The sequence below is a fragment of the Pseudomonas sp. PDM03 genome, from assembly GCF_014852385.1.
Taxonomy (GTDB): Bacteria; Pseudomonadota; Gammaproteobacteria; order Pseudomonadales; family Pseudomonadaceae; genus Aquipseudomonas; species Aquipseudomonas migulae.
Map to the genome: position 1 here is coordinate 24,724 of NZ_JACVBM010000007.1, position 12,478 is coordinate 37,201.

Consider the following 12,478-nt stretch of genomic DNA (forward strand, 5'->3'; position numbering starts at 1 on the left):
GGTTTGCCTTCACCCGTCGATATAGCGCACCGCAGTCGCCGGTGTGCGCCGCACCTGCAATTCGAAAATGTCAGGGCGCGCGTAATGCCCGGTGACGTCGAGCGCTCGCCGCGCTGGCGCCACCTGTGCGACGTCGATGTCCGCATACAAAATGCCGGCCTCCCGGTGCAATGGACCGGCGACGATCCGGCCTTGCGGATTGACCACCACCGAGTCGCCGTCGTTGATCCATTCCTGCGGATCGGGAAACAGTTGCGCACGCGCAGGGAAGTCTTCGGGGATGTCGCTGCCGCGCAGTGCGGTGCCACTGCCGAGCACCCAACAGCGTCCTTCGAGTGCAATGTGACGCATCGTGCTGATCCAGCCATCGCCCGCGTCGTACGTGGGGGCGACGTAGATTTCCACTCCTTGAGCATAGAGTGAATAGCGTGCCAGCGGCATGTAGTTTTCCCAGCAGATGAGCGCCCCCACACGACCGACCGGTGTCTCGACCGTACGCAGGCCGCAGGCATCACCGAAGCCATGCACCATGCGCTCGGGATTCGTTGGCATCAGCTTGCGGTGTCGGTTGAGCACTGCGCCGTTCGCGCCGATAACGACTACGCTGTTATAGAGCGTGCCGCCGCCATTGCACCGGTCGCATTCATTGATGCCGCACACGATCGTCACGGCGTGAGCCCTCGCGGCCTCGCACAAAGGGCTCAGGTCACCGTTCGTAATATCAACGGCGTTGGCCAGCAGTTGCGTGTGCAACTGGCCCATGACAGCCCCGTCCTTTCCCGCCGCCAACCGCCAGATCCACGACGGGTAACCTGGAATGAACGACTCGGGCAAAACGATCAGCGAAGCTCCCGCCGCCGCAGCTTCGGCGACCGATTGCACGGCCCGGGCGATCGTTGCGCCGCGATCGAGCAGCACGGGCGGGCGCTGAATAATGGCAACCTTGGTCATGGCGTTCACCTTTGGTTCTTGGCTTCGAAGGCTTGAGCGTGCGCGTGGCGAAGCGGCGGGGCTAGTTCAGAATCTGAAGCGTTGTAATTGCGGAGCCCAGGCAATGGACGAAAGCTACGGTCAGTTCTGCACGGTCGCACGCGGTGCCGAAGCACTGTGCGAGCGCTGGACACCTTTGGTCGTGCGCGAACTGTTGTGCGGCAGCAAGCGCTTCAACGAACTGCACCGCGGCGTGCCCCGGATGTCCACCAACCTGCTGACACAGCGGCTGCGCCATCTGGAAGAAATCGGCGTCGTGCACCGCACGGCCACGGGCAAAGTCTGGGAGTACAGCCTGACCGAGGCGGGCAAGGAGTTGCGCCCCATCATCATGGCGCTGGGTCATTGGGGCGCACGCTGGATCGGCAGCCGCCTGCGCGATGATGAACTCGACGCGGGCTTGCTGATGTGGGACGTGCGTCGGTTTGTGCGCATCGAAACATTCCCGCCCCGACCGGTGGTCATCCACTTCACGTTCCGCGACGCACGGCCAGGCGAACAAGCATGGTGGCTCGTGGTTGAAGAGGGTGTAGCCGACCTGTGCCGCGACGACCCTGGCCGCGAACTGACCCTCGTCGTGGATTCCAGCGTGCGCGCATTGACCGAGGTGTGGACGGGCGACCGCACGCCGGGGGACGTTCTTCAGTCGCGAGAGCTGCGTGTGGATGGCGCCGTACAAGACGCGAAAAGCCTGTGGCGCTGGCTTGGCACGAGTGCGTTCGCGGGCACCCGGAGTGCGGCCGTGACCCGGTAATTCGCCTGAGTCCCAGGCGCGTTAACTGTCGGGAGTCATACGATGTTGAACGTACTTTTCATCTGCAGCCAAAACCGCCTGCGCAGCCCCACGGCCGAACGACATTTTGCTGACTGGCCCGGCGTGAAAACCGCGTCGGCGGGCATCAGCAACGATGCGTATGTTCCGGTCAGCCTGGAACTGCTGCAGTGGGCTGATCTGATCGTTGTCATGGAGCCCATTCATCGCAACAAACTGATGGCTCGATTTGGTTCGGAACTGGCGGACAAACGCGTCGTTTGTTTGGACATACCGGATGTTTTTCAGTACATGGAGCCGGCGCTGATCAGGCTATTGGATGAGAGGGTTGCGCGGTATTTGCCTTCCTGAAGTGAGCGGCAAAAGACGCCCCGTCAGCCCTGCAATGCGTTCTCTGCAATGGACTAGCCTTGAGTAACATCATGCGGGAGTAAAACGCCATGTCCGTCGCGCTCAGAAATCTGTGTGTCCTGGCCTTGGGGGGCTTTTTTTGCATGGCCGCGTTCGGTGAAGGAGAAGCAGATGCCGATCACCCACCAGCAATACTCCCGCTGGAATCCGAGACGCTGCCAAAACTCATTGCCTATCCACCGCTTGCCGAGCCGCTGGCCCGCGGCGTTGTCATCATCCAGTATCGAACAGAGCACGCCAGGATCATGCCGGTATTTGGCAAGGCAGCGGGTGAAGTTTCACCTCGTCTCAGCCACCTCCACGTGACGGTCGATGACTGGAAAGGTACGTGGGCGCATACCAGTGACGGCCCGATTATCCTGGTTGGACTGACGCCCGGTGCTCACAAGGTTCTTCTGGAAGTGGCCGACCCGACGCACAAGATCCTCACCGCTACGACAGTGAGTTTTACCGTTCCCGAGAAGAAATCATCGAACGTCTCCCACATGGACGCTGGTGGCTGAAGCGTTCAGCGGGCTTTTCATCGTCTGGTGTTTTTCAGGGGCGGCTAGTTAGCTGCCATCTTCGCAAATCACTCACTTGAACTGAGCAACCAGCCAATCCTTCAAACGCCCGCACGCAGGATCATCCGCCTTCTTCTCATTAATCATCAAATACTGAACCGCCTCCCTGAGCGTCAGCTCTTCCGTCACCGGCCGAACCAGGCGCCCCTGCTGTACCAGATGCCTCACCAGATGATCCCAGCCCAGGGCGACACCTTGATTGTCCAGCGCCATTTGCACCAGAAGGCTGTAGTCGTTGCTGCTGAAGTAGTGCGGATTTTCCGAGGCCGGGATCTTCAGGTCATGGGACTGGAAAGCGAACCACACATTCCAGTCGACCTGTTCCGTCAACTGGGAACGGCCATAAGGGTTGAGGTCCAACAGGACGCTGTTGCGCATGCCCTCCAAAGTGCTCAGTTCCGGATGCGCTTCCAGATAACCAGGCGTGCACACTGGATAGACGACTTCGTGAAACAAGGGGATTCGCAGATAGCCGGGGCGCAGGTCACTGGTCTGGGTGATGAAAATGTCCGGAATGATTCCAGGCTCCATCACCAGAAAATGCTGGGTGGTGATGACATTCAGGTCGACATCGGGATTGGCGCTGAAGAAGTTTTTGAGCCTGTGGGATAACCAAAGCGCTGATAGGGCGGGCGAGCAGCAAAGTGTCAGGGTGCGCTTGTCGCTTTTTTCCCGACGGATTCTTTCGGTTGCTTGAAAGATGTTGAGCAGTGACAGCTGTGCAGCGTCGAAGAGCGCCGTGCCCGAGGCTGTCAGCCTGACTTCCCTCCCGGTGCGCGTGAACAACTCGGTGCCCAAATAGAGTTCCAGCTCGCGAATCTGACGGCTGATCGCCGCCTGGGTGACACACAATGCCTCGGCGGCCCGGGTGAAGTTCCGATATTTGGCAGCGGCCACGAAGGATCTCATGGCCTTGAAGGACGGCATTGAGAGCAGGGCCTGATCAGGCTGTGAGCTTTTAGCCATAACAAAAACTACCTGTTTTCTCGAAAAAAAAGTCGGTTCTGCCCATCGGGCTCCGGGTCCACACTCTACCGCACGATGGGCTGCGGACCATGGGCCAGGCAAAGATCTGAGCAGATGGGGCGCAATAGCCCCAGCTTACCCTGTATCGCGCAGCGGAATGGCCGGCGTCACGGTCCATCGAACTGCCAGCGCGAACACCAGACCAAGGAGTCGAAATGCCGTACCGAACAGCAACGGAAGCGTTCATGCAAGGTGTCCGGGCGCTCATTCCATTGAGTCCCGGTGTCGTTCCTTTCGGCCTGCTGACGGGAGTCATGGCGATCAACATGGGCATGTCACCCGGCACGACCATGGGCATGACGCTGCTGTTCTACTCGGGTTCCGCGCAGATGGTTGCACTGCAACTGCTGCATACGGGGGTTGTGCCGCTGGCGATTGTCGTCACTGCGCTGGTCATCAACCTGCGTTTCATCATGTACAGCGCGTCACTGGCGCCTTACATGCATCACTTGCCCAAGCGCTGGACGTGGCCTTTGTCCTACATGCTTTCTGACCAGTCCTACGCGCTGTGCAGTCTCAAGCTGTCTTCGGGCGAGCTGGGGGCATTCGCACATCACTACTATGCAGGCACCGCCGTGGCCATGTGGCTGTCCTGGCAATTGTCGGTATTGGCGGGCGTCTACCTGGGCGCAAGCATCCCCGAGACCTGGTCGTTGAGCTTTGCCATACCGCTTTCCTTTCTGGCGCTTCTGGTGCCCGGCATACGTAACGCGGCGAGCCTGGGTGCCGCCGTGGTCGGAGGGATGCTCGCGGTGTTGGCGATCAACATGCCCTACAACCTCGGGCTGGTCACCGCTTCCATCGGCGGGGTCATGGCGGGATTGTTGATCGAGACGGTTCGCAAGCGCCCATTGAGCGAGGCGCGGGTCCATGACGTCGAGAGGGAGACACCATGAATGATTTAGCCTTGTGGGGGATGTTCCTGGCGGTCGGCCTGGGGACCTTCGCCATGCGCCTTTCCTTTGTCGAACTGTATGGCCGGCTGCGCATCCCGGCATTGCTGAGTCGGGCCTTGCTTTACGTACCGGCGAGTGTGCTGGCGGCCCTTGTGCTGCCCGCGGTGGTGTACCCCAACGGGCAGAGTGAGTTCGTGTTGAACAACCCGCAGATACCCGCCGCCATTATCGCGGCCTGGGTCGCCTGGCAGACTCGCAATACAGTCCTGACACTGGCGGTCGGGATGGGAGGGGTGTGGTTATTCAAGTTTATCGGGCTGTAATGCGCCGGGTGCAGCGGGCTCGAAGTGCTTCATAGGAAACTGCGTCTTGTGGCGGGCCTATACTTCAAACGTCAGCACACTCGATGTGACCTACGTCGAGTGACCGTTCACGCAGGTCACGACCTGCCTTCATCGAGAGGAGAGGATCATGGCGCGTAAATACATCGACTGCCGCGAGTTTCCAAGCGATACCAAATGCTCGGTCGCGCTCTGCGCAGACTCTGAAAACGAACTGCTCGAGGCTGCCGCACAGCATGCGGTCAGTGTTCACAAACACACCGATTCACCGGAACTGCGTGCTCAACTGAAAACGATGTTTCACGACGGCACCCCTCCCGTTGAAGCACCGCGCTCGGTTTAGCAAAAAAAAGGGACAGGCTGCGATTAAAAAATAATCGTCGTCTGTCCCGTTTTTCTATGGGCGCCCCAAAACGTACTACCCGGTAACGGGCCGGCGGGGCGGATAAATACTACGGCTTCTGATCTTCCACTTCCTTCCAACTGTCGTCTGGATCAAACCGTTTCATCGATTGCGCCAGTTTGTAACCGTCAGGTCCCAAGTCTTTCTCGAACACTTGGCCTTCATGACTGATCATGAAACTCATCACCCCGGTGTCTTTATATTTCGTCGGCCAGGCAATCAGTGCAAAACCGCGACTCATCTTGTCACCGATAAGGTAGCTGTAGGCGCCACCCGGTGCCGAAGGGCCCTGGGCTTCAAGGATGCGAAAGTGATAACCGTGCCAGTCTTCGTCGGCAATGCGTTGGCCGAACAAGGGGCCCAACGGGCTGATCTGACCGCTGTCGTCGTCCTGCCAATAGAGCCCGTCGTGTTTGCCGGCGGTGCTGAAAAATTTCTGCGCATACTCGAGGGCGCCGTCACCGTCACGGTCCTCTGACGCATAGTCCATCTGGGCGTCGTGGTACGTCAGCGCCGATTGCAAGGCAGCCAGTTCGTTGCGGCCAATACGACGGACACGGATTTCTTCGCTGCCGGCCTTAATGTCAAAGCGCCAACCTTTCTCCACTTTTGTCATGGGGATCGGCAATGTCCAGTGGTCATTGCCCACCGACAGGATCGCCTTGCGGTCGCTGGCTTTTTCTATGGCATGTTGCTCGTGGTATTGCTTGATGAACGCATCCACATCAATGCGTTCCACGCCTTCGCGCGGGATGAAACTGCGCCATTCAGTGCCCAGCAACTCTGTCAGGCGTGCCTGATCGGCGTGTTCCGTACCCAATGCGTCGACGAACGCTTGAGCGGCTTTTTCTGGCGTGGGAAATACCTGCTGTGCCGTGACAACGCACGACCATGCCAAGCCGGCAGCGATCACCAAGGCCTGAGCGGGCAGGCCCATGAGCGTATTCATTCGAGGATAGTGTTTCAACGACGGCCCCCCCCTCTTTGACGCGCAGGTGGACTGGATGGCCGACTGACCTGATGGCCAGCTGATCGCGCCGCACTGGGACGTTGCGCGGATGCCTGGCTGGCCCGTCCACGATTGACCTGCGCGCTGGTTTGGGACGGTGCGCGCGCTCCGGCGAATGCGTTGTTGCGGGCGCCGCCCTGACTGGCGGCGGGTCGTTGTGGCGCCCGTTGTGGCGCCGTTTGGCGCGTCTGGGCACGCTGATTGGCGTCGGCGGTCTGTCTTCTGGGCTGCTGACTCTCGCGAGTATTTCGGGCTGTGCCTTGGCCCCTGTCAGCTGCCTTAGGTCTGTCTGCGCCTTGGCTCCTGTCAGCCACCTTCGGTCTGTCTGTACCGGCTTGCTTGCGATTGAGGCCCGCAGTCTGGGCGGCACTCGCTCGATCACGGGCTTCGCGGTTACTGGTCGCAGGTCGCTCGATACCGTGCCTGTCCATGGAGCTTCGGGCTTTTTCACGGGCCTGGGCGCGCTGGGCATTGTCCCCGCGATAGGCATCACGCTGGTTGGCACCATCCAGTTGGCGGCCGTACTGTTGGCGGCTCCTGTTGTCGCGATAGGGCACGCCATCGCGATGAATGGAGTTGTGCTGCCAATTGTTATTGGTGATCTGGTTATTACGGTTGATGTTGTTGTAGCGGTCGATGTCGATGTCGACATCGTTATTGCCCCAGTCACATTCACCCCACAAGGAAGCGACGATCGCGACGCCGGTCCCAAATGCCAGCCCGGCCATCAATGCCGAACCGGGGTAATAGGCGGGCGGCGGAGGGTAGTAAACAGGCGGTGAAGCCGGGTAGGCCCAAGTGCCATAGGTTGTTGTCGGGTTGTAGGTGGGGACGTACACCACCTGCGGATCGGAGGGCTCAATGATAATGGTGGTGTTGTTGGCAGGGAGCTGAGCCGGCGCTGGCGCGGAGGGGGCTGGTGCGGGTGCGGGTGGCGCCGCTGCCTGAACCGTCACGTTCTGATATTGGTTGCTCTGCAGGTTGCCGGCTGCTTGCGCCTGATGACGCAAGCGTTGCACACCCTCCATCACATCGTCGGGCTGCGCCAGGAATGCATCACCCAGGCGCTGTACCCAGACGGGATCCTGTCCCAGCGTTGCAAGGACCTGCGGAAAGGCCACCAACGCCTGCACGCTCGGATCCCACGGCTGGCTAGCCACCTGTTTGACCGCATCATCACCCTTGGCATCGGGGTGCGCCTTGGACCAGGTCACCGCCTCGGTGACTTCCCCAGGGTAAGTGGTGGCCATCAGCACCTGAGCCAGCAACGGGTCCGGGTAAAGCGCAATGGGCGCCAACATTTGATCCAGCTGCTCTTCGGTAAATACCGCGTCTTTGACCGCCGCCGCGACGGGCGCCGGCTCGGCAGCGCTTGCGGCCGCCTCCACTGGCTGCGCAAGAAGGGCAGGGCTACTCAGAAACAGTACGGCTGACATCGCGAAAAACAACGGAATGCTCATCGCGCGGCCTCCATGTGGCCAGGCAGGTTTGAAACGACTGGATCAATGTCGGGAAGGTGAAAGCAGGTAGCCTCAATGCCTCAGGCTAAGGGTAGTAGCTAAGCTATTTTTCGCCATGAGTTTTGTGGGGTGGTTTTTGGGTTGCCCTTTGCGTAGCGATTTGGAGGCGCGTCACCCACGTCCCGTTGGCCCGGTCAGCCGCGTTTATGCACATACCGCAATTGCAGAAAAACGGGCGCCGATTGAGGCGCCCGTTTTTTTATTCCCTTGCCTGCGCGCTCAATCGCCGACCCATCACATCCATCAAACATCGATCAGCCTCAAACGTTCAAGGCCAGTCAATGACGACCGCTTGCGGATCCCCTTGACGCATCTGGCTCAGCTCAGCATCTGCCTTGGCTTGTGTTGGGTGGCAAAATTGGAAGGCGTTCTGGGTTTTGCCCGATGGCCCTTTGGCCTCGGCCATGCAAACCACCGCACCTGGCGCGCAAACGTCAGGGTTGAGTTTGAAATCGCCCCATACGCCGGGCTGGTCACGCTTCACCTTGGCGATGTAACCCTTGAGCGAGGGTTGTAGGTCGTTTGCTGCCCCGGCAATCAACTTGACCGGGCTGACACTGGCACCGTAAGTATGTTGAGTGGACAGGACTGCGGTGCAATACAGTGCGTCTGCCGACGGCGCAGCCTTTACGCCGTTTGCTGGAACAGGCGTGACGGCTACTTGGGTCCCGCCTGGGCCCACGACAACAGGCACGATGCTAAACGCATTGCCTCGCCAAACCTTCAGATTAGTCCGCGAGCCGATTGCGACTTTAGCGAGTTCGACCCTGAAATCGATTGAATCAGCGATCGGCTTATTGTCGACGGCCACGATCACGTCCTGAGGCAATATGCCTGCCTGTTGAGCGCCGCTACCCGCAACGGTCGCCAGCACCACCACACCAGCCGGGGGCTGTGACAAGGCCATCGCCCGCTGCGGATCGATGGTGTCCATGCTGATGCCGACCCTGCCGCGAGGCAGGTTGGCGGACTGGCAGTGCTTCTCAAGCCATACCGGGCTGGCCGCTGCTTGACGAGCAGCGCCAACCTGTTTCATCACGGGCTCAGCGCTTGCCTGGTACATCGGCACCTCGCTGAGTGCCATCTCAATGTACTCGCACGACTTGGAGCGATACCGATCCGGAGTTTCCCGGGTGACCAGTTTTTGCAGGTCAATGGGTGGCATGCCTTGTGGCGCGTTAACCGTGGACGTCGCAGGGGATACGCTGGCGGAATCGGCACTGGCCACCGAGGAAACGACATAGGCACCGGCCGCGACGCCGACCGCAGTGGTCATCAGGCCGGTGTCCACTCCAGCCGGCATGGGCAGCAGCATCGCGCCGAACAATGCCGCATCGCCCAGTCCACCATCAGCGGCGCAACCCGCGAGGCCGGTGAGAGACAATGCAAAGGCAAAGCGAGTGCCTGACTTGAAGACATGTGCAAGCATTTCGCTTCCCTGTAATGAGTTTTAACGGATCGTGCCGCATCATGGCAAAGTGCCGTTAAGTTGTACATCGAGCGAGGGGGTGGCCCGATGCCACTCGTCTAATTGCACTTGGCGTGAGATATCTGAGCGTGACGTTGGACAGCATGATGACCAAACGCTAACTTGCTCGGACTTGTCTCAACGCCCGGCTTCAGGGAAGACCATGTCGACTAAACGCTCTGCCTTAACACTCGTTCTGCTCCCGTTGCTGGCGTCGTGCGTCAATCCTATGTACAGCGCTGCGGAGCGCGCTGAAACGGCGGAGTACCTGCGCAAGTCAAAAGACCCGGCGACCTACTTCGCGATGGATTGTGAAACCTTCCTGGCGACCAAAAGAGGGTGGGAGCAATATCCCAGCATGGCGAACGACCCCACCAACCTGGTGATTCAGCAGGTCGCGAGACAACGCGATTGCACTGTTACCAGCACGCCTGCTTCAGTCGCGGCACCGATTTCACCCGTGGCTAATCAGACGGGAAGCCTGGGTTTACACGTCACCGCTGTTACTCCGACGGTGGCCAAGCAATTCGGTTTGCCCACGGTCAGCGGCGTATTGGTCTTGGGGCCAAAGCCTGGAACCGGCGGTGAAACGGCCGGTATGTTAGCCGGCGATATTATTTTGCAAATTGCGGGTACGCCGGTCAACAGCCCGGCCGAGCTGGTTGCCGTTACCAATCGTATTCGCCCTGGCTTCACTGCACCGTTAAAGGTGTGGCGTTACCGGGCCAACATCGACGTGCTAGTTGAAATCAGCAGTTCAGCGGATGCGGCACAAGGGGCACCTGCTCATCTTCCAGTTGCCGCCGCACCGGCGCCAACAACACCTGTCATCGCTCCTGATGTGACCCCGGCCAGCAATAGCACGACAAGCAGTTCGTTCTGTTTTGCCCAATTCCATGCCAGTCAAGTCAGCGGGTTGAGCGATTATCCGCCGAGGGGGTTCATTACCCACATTTGGCAAGGTCCGCCCCTCAGCGGTACACCAGCTCGGCTCGCGATGCCTGAGTTCCAGGCATTCACCCGGTCTCAGGGATACGACGCGCAAATGCAACCCATGTTTTGCCAACCTATCGGCACCATCGAGCAATGCCAATCGCTGGGTTCTGAAAGCTTCCTGCTGACCATGCGAAGCTTTTCCTCGGTGGTCAACTGCACAGATACATTGCAAGGGGCAGAAGCCGTGCACGCTGCAATGCTCAAGCAGTCGCCATTCCTTCAGGCCTCGACGTGGCGACCTGCAGGCAGGTAACGAGCATTCACCTTGACTCTTTAATGCATTGATCGACACGTTGAAAAGCAAAGAAGGCAGTTTGTAAGCGCGAACACGAAAAAGCCCGGCTGATCAGGCCGGGCTTTTGGGGTATTGCGGTGACGCGATTTGTTTATGCAGCGCGACTTTCGATCAAGCGATCGGAACCACCTTCAGCGACGCGGTTTTCGATCAAACGGTCGGAACCACCTTCAGCGACGCGGTTTTCGATCAAGCGGTCGGAACCACCTTCAGCGACGCGGTTTTCGATCAAACGATCCGAGCCACCTTCAGCAACGCGGTTTTCGATCAGGCGGTCGAAGCCACCTTCAGCAACACGATTCTCGATCAAACGATCCGAACCACCTTCGGCCACACGATTCTCGATCAAACGATCCGAACCACCTTCAGCCACGCGACTTTCAATCAGACGATCCGAGCCGCCTTCAGCGACAACCGGGTGAGTCGAGGTAGCGGCGAAAGCGTTAACTGCAAAAACCGAGAAAGCGATGCTGAGAATGGTTTGGCGTTTCATGATCGTGTGCTCCGGGGTGTTGTTGGTTGGTATGGAGCAGATGTTACGCCGCGGATTTTTTAAGAGAACTTCATTGAAGTGATGGTGACCATTGACGGCATTGATAGGGCGAGCGGCCTACCTCTGGTGAGTGTGATGATGGGTACAGCCCCGGCAGCACGAAACGTGACAGCGCATTGATTACATTGCGTATCAACTGTAATGCGCGGCAACGCCATTCTCATCACCGCCAGTGACAAATACAGTAAGCCGCACGCGACTCGCCTCGAATTGCCCTCCGAATTTACTAGTGGCGCAGGTGACGACATCAATTTTTTTTACTGCGTAATCAAGGTGCCTTTCATGATTAAAAACATTATGAAAACTGCTTGTCTGGCTGCACTTATTGTCACCAGCGCCACAATGCCGCTCGTCCAGGCACAACCATTGCCACTTGATAAGGTCGGTGCTTTACATAATGAAGACGTTGAGTGGCGCAGCTTTCCGGCTTTCCCGAAAGAAGTGAAACTGGCTGTGTTGGCCGGCGACCCGAGCAAGCCAGCACCCTACGTTGTAAGGGTAAAAGTGCCGAATGGCACAAAATTAATGCCCCATACACACCCTGAGGATCGTATCTATACCGTCATGTCCGGCGTTTTCTATATCGGGTTCGGTACTGTTTTCGATCCTGCCAAGCTGGTGGCTTATGGCCCAGGCAGCGTAGTGATACTTCCGGCCAATACGCCACACTTTCACTGGGCTAAATCAGGAGAGTACATTTCACAAGTTTACGGAACGGGTCCGCTAGGCCTTGAGTATGTTGATAGCCAGGATGATCCTCGTAAGGCGTCGAAGTAACTTCACTTGCCGAAAAGCCTGGATGCTTTGGGGGCATACAGGCTTTGGCGTTACGCTCGAGCGGATAGCGTTCAGATCGAGCCATACCGTCGCCCCGGATTGGGTTTCTGTTTGCAGGCTAAACCAGGCCGACAAACGACAGGATAACCAGGACGATCACCACGGCCCCAACGATGTAAATGATGTTGTTCATGAAAACTACCTCTTTATCTGAACGGGATTTCGACACAAAGGCGTCTAATACTAACGACACCTGCGCGGGCAATTCCGTTCCGCAAACCAGTGCATCGTCTGTCCAACCCCGGCAACATCCCGCTCGAAGTCATCGATTTACAGTCCGGCAGCTACTTAGGCGAGGACGATATCGAGCGTTTGGAAGAAACAGGCCCCAGAGCGGACCTTGACCGTCGCTAAGTAGCTCTTACAATCTCCGACCTGAGTAAAATGGCACTTGACCG

14 protein-coding genes and 1 pseudogene are annotated in these 12,478 nt (G+C 58.5%); 9 read left to right on the forward strand and 6 right to left on the reverse strand.

Translation table 11 applies throughout. The features are described from left to right. Positions 1 to 9: 9 nt before the first annotated feature. Positions 10 to 951: a carbon-nitrogen hydrolase family protein gene (locus tag IB254_RS12475; protein WP_192417477.1), complete on the reverse strand. Its 942-nt coding sequence runs from the start codon at positions 949 to 951 to the stop codon at positions 10 to 12. Between the two features lie 103 nt (positions 952 to 1,054). Between IB254_RS12475 and IB254_RS12480 the strand changes: the two genes are divergently transcribed. From IB254_RS12480 to IB254_RS12490, 3 genes are all read left to right on the forward strand, one after another. Continuing rightward, a complete protein-coding gene (locus IB254_RS12480; RefSeq protein ID WP_008030799.1) occupies positions 1,055 to 1,744 on the forward strand; it encodes a winged helix-turn-helix transcriptional regulator in 690 nt (229 codons plus the stop codon). Positions 1,745 to 1,786: 42 nt separating this feature from the next. Further along, positions 1,787 to 2,113: a low molecular weight protein tyrosine phosphatase family protein gene (locus tag IB254_RS12485; RefSeq protein ID WP_192417478.1), complete on the forward strand. Its 327-nt coding sequence runs from the start codon at positions 1,787 to 1,789 to the stop codon at positions 2,111 to 2,113. Positions 2,114 to 2,202: 89 nt separating this feature from the next. Beyond that, positions 2,203 to 2,676: a DUF6130 family protein gene (locus tag IB254_RS12490; RefSeq protein ID WP_192417479.1), complete on the forward strand. Its 474-nt coding sequence runs from the start codon at positions 2,203 to 2,205 to the stop codon at positions 2,674 to 2,676. Between the two features lie 72 nt (positions 2,677 to 2,748). Here the strand turns inward: IB254_RS12490 and IB254_RS12495 are convergent, their stop codons facing one another. Further along, positions 2,749 to 3,702 (reverse strand): LysR family transcriptional regulator, encoded by a 954-nt coding sequence (locus IB254_RS12495; protein ID WP_192417692.1) that lies wholly within the window; start codon positions 3,700 to 3,702, stop codon positions 2,749 to 2,751. A gap of 215 nt (positions 3,703 to 3,917) precedes the next feature. Between IB254_RS12495 and IB254_RS12500 the strand changes: the two genes are divergently transcribed. The 3 genes from IB254_RS12500 (at position 3,918) to IB254_RS12510 (ending at position 5,342) form a co-directional block, all read left to right on the forward strand. Then, entirely contained in the window at positions 3,918 to 4,658 is a 741-nt protein-coding gene (locus IB254_RS12500) for an AzlC family ABC transporter permease (RefSeq protein ID WP_192417480.1), read from the forward strand. Beyond that, entirely contained in the window at positions 4,655 to 4,981 is a 327-nt protein-coding gene (locus tag IB254_RS12505) for an AzlD domain-containing protein (protein ID WP_008030811.1), read from the forward strand. The genes IB254_RS12500 and IB254_RS12505 overlap by 4 nt, the downstream gene beginning before the upstream one ends. 148 nt (positions 4,982 to 5,129) lie before the next feature. After that, positions 5,130 to 5,342, forward strand: coding sequence for a DUF1059 domain-containing protein (locus IB254_RS12510; RefSeq protein WP_008030813.1), 213 nt, complete (start codon positions 5,130 to 5,132; stop codon positions 5,340 to 5,342). A 109-nt stretch (positions 5,343 to 5,451) separates the two neighbouring features. On the opposite strand, the gene IB254_RS12515 is transcribed toward IB254_RS12510, so the two are convergent. From IB254_RS12515 to IB254_RS12525, 3 genes are all read right to left on the reverse strand, one after another. Then, complete coding sequence (locus IB254_RS12515; protein ID WP_192417481.1) at positions 5,452 to 6,339, reverse strand: DUF2950 domain-containing protein; 888 nt, start codon at positions 6,337 to 6,339, stop codon at positions 5,452 to 5,454. A gap of 26 nt (positions 6,340 to 6,365) precedes the next feature. Further along, positions 6,366 to 7,871: a DUF3300 domain-containing protein gene (locus IB254_RS12520; protein WP_192417482.1), complete on the reverse strand. Its 1,506-nt coding sequence runs from the start codon at positions 7,869 to 7,871 to the stop codon at positions 6,366 to 6,368. Between the two features lie 328 nt (positions 7,872 to 8,199). Next, positions 8,200 to 9,360, reverse strand: coding sequence for a PDZ domain-containing protein (locus IB254_RS12525; protein WP_192417483.1), 1,161 nt, complete (start codon positions 9,358 to 9,360; stop codon positions 8,200 to 8,202). A gap of 202 nt (positions 9,361 to 9,562) precedes the next feature. Between IB254_RS12525 and IB254_RS12530 the strand changes: the two genes are divergently transcribed. Further along, positions 9,563 to 10,648 carry a S1C family serine protease gene (locus IB254_RS12530; protein WP_192417484.1) on the forward strand — a complete coding sequence of 362 codons (1,086 nt, stop codon included), beginning with the start codon at positions 9,563 to 9,565 and terminating at the stop codon, positions 10,646 to 10,648. A gap of 133 nt (positions 10,649 to 10,781) precedes the next feature. Here the strand turns inward: IB254_RS12530 and IB254_RS12535 are convergent, their stop codons facing one another. Then, the gene (locus IB254_RS12535; protein WP_192417485.1) at positions 10,782 to 11,183 is read right to left on the reverse strand and encodes a hypothetical protein; all 402 of its coding nucleotides are present in this window, start codon (positions 11,181 to 11,183) and stop codon (positions 10,782 to 10,784) included. 201 nt (positions 11,184 to 11,384) lie between these two features. Between IB254_RS12535 and IB254_RS12540 the strand changes: the two genes are divergently transcribed. Further along, positions 11,385 to 12,020, forward strand: coding sequence for a cupin domain-containing protein (locus tag IB254_RS12540; RefSeq protein ID WP_225602338.1), 636 nt, complete (start codon positions 11,385 to 11,387; stop codon positions 12,018 to 12,020). Between the two features lie 282 nt (positions 12,021 to 12,302). Continuing rightward, positions 12,303 to 12,434, forward strand: a pseudogene (locus IB254_RS12545) (hypothetical protein); the annotation flags it as partial. Between the last annotated feature and the right edge of the window lie 44 nt (positions 12,435 to 12,478).

Coding starts and splice junctions, on each gene's coding strand:
- IB254_RS12515 (WP_192417481.1), bottom strand. CDS start 6,339: ATGGGCCTGCCCGCTCAGGCCTTGGTGATCGCTGCCGGCTTGGCATGG.
- IB254_RS12520 (WP_192417482.1), bottom strand. CDS start 7,871: ATGAGCATTCCGTTGTTTTTCGCGATGTCAGCCGTACTGTTTCTGAGT.
- IB254_RS12535 (WP_192417485.1), bottom strand. CDS start 11,183: ATGAAACGCCAAACCATTCTCAGCATCGCTTTCTCGGTTTTTGCAGTT.
- IB254_RS12480 (WP_008030799.1), top strand. CDS start 1,055: ATGGACGAAAGCTACGGTCAGTTCTGCACGGTCGCACGCGGTGCCGAA.
- IB254_RS12540 (WP_225602338.1), top strand. CDS start 11,385: ATGCGCGGCAACGCCATTCTCATCACCGCCAGTGACAAATACAGTAAG.
- IB254_RS12485 (WP_192417478.1), top strand. CDS start 1,787: ATGTTGAACGTACTTTTCATCTGCAGCCAAAACCGCCTGCGCAGCCCC.
- IB254_RS12530 (WP_192417484.1), top strand. CDS start 9,563: ATGTCGACTAAACGCTCTGCCTTAACACTCGTTCTGCTCCCGTTGCTG.
- IB254_RS12525 (WP_192417483.1), bottom strand. CDS start 9,360: ATGCTTGCACATGTCTTCAAGTCAGGCACTCGCTTTGCCTTTGCATTG.
- IB254_RS12490 (WP_192417479.1), top strand. CDS start 2,203: ATGTCCGTCGCGCTCAGAAATCTGTGTGTCCTGGCCTTGGGGGGCTTT.
- IB254_RS12510 (WP_008030813.1), top strand. CDS start 5,130: ATGGCGCGTAAATACATCGACTGCCGCGAGTTTCCAAGCGATACCAAA.
- IB254_RS12505 (WP_008030811.1), top strand. CDS start 4,655: ATGAATGATTTAGCCTTGTGGGGGATGTTCCTGGCGGTCGGCCTGGGG.
- IB254_RS12475 (WP_192417477.1), bottom strand. CDS start 951: ATGACCAAGGTTGCCATTATTCAGCGCCCGCCCGTGCTGCTCGATCGC.
- IB254_RS12500 (WP_192417480.1), top strand. CDS start 3,918: ATGCCGTACCGAACAGCAACGGAAGCGTTCATGCAAGGTGTCCGGGCG.
- IB254_RS12495 (WP_192417692.1), bottom strand. CDS start 3,702: ATGGCTAAAAGCTCACAGCCTGATCAGGCCCTGCTCTCAATGCCGTCC.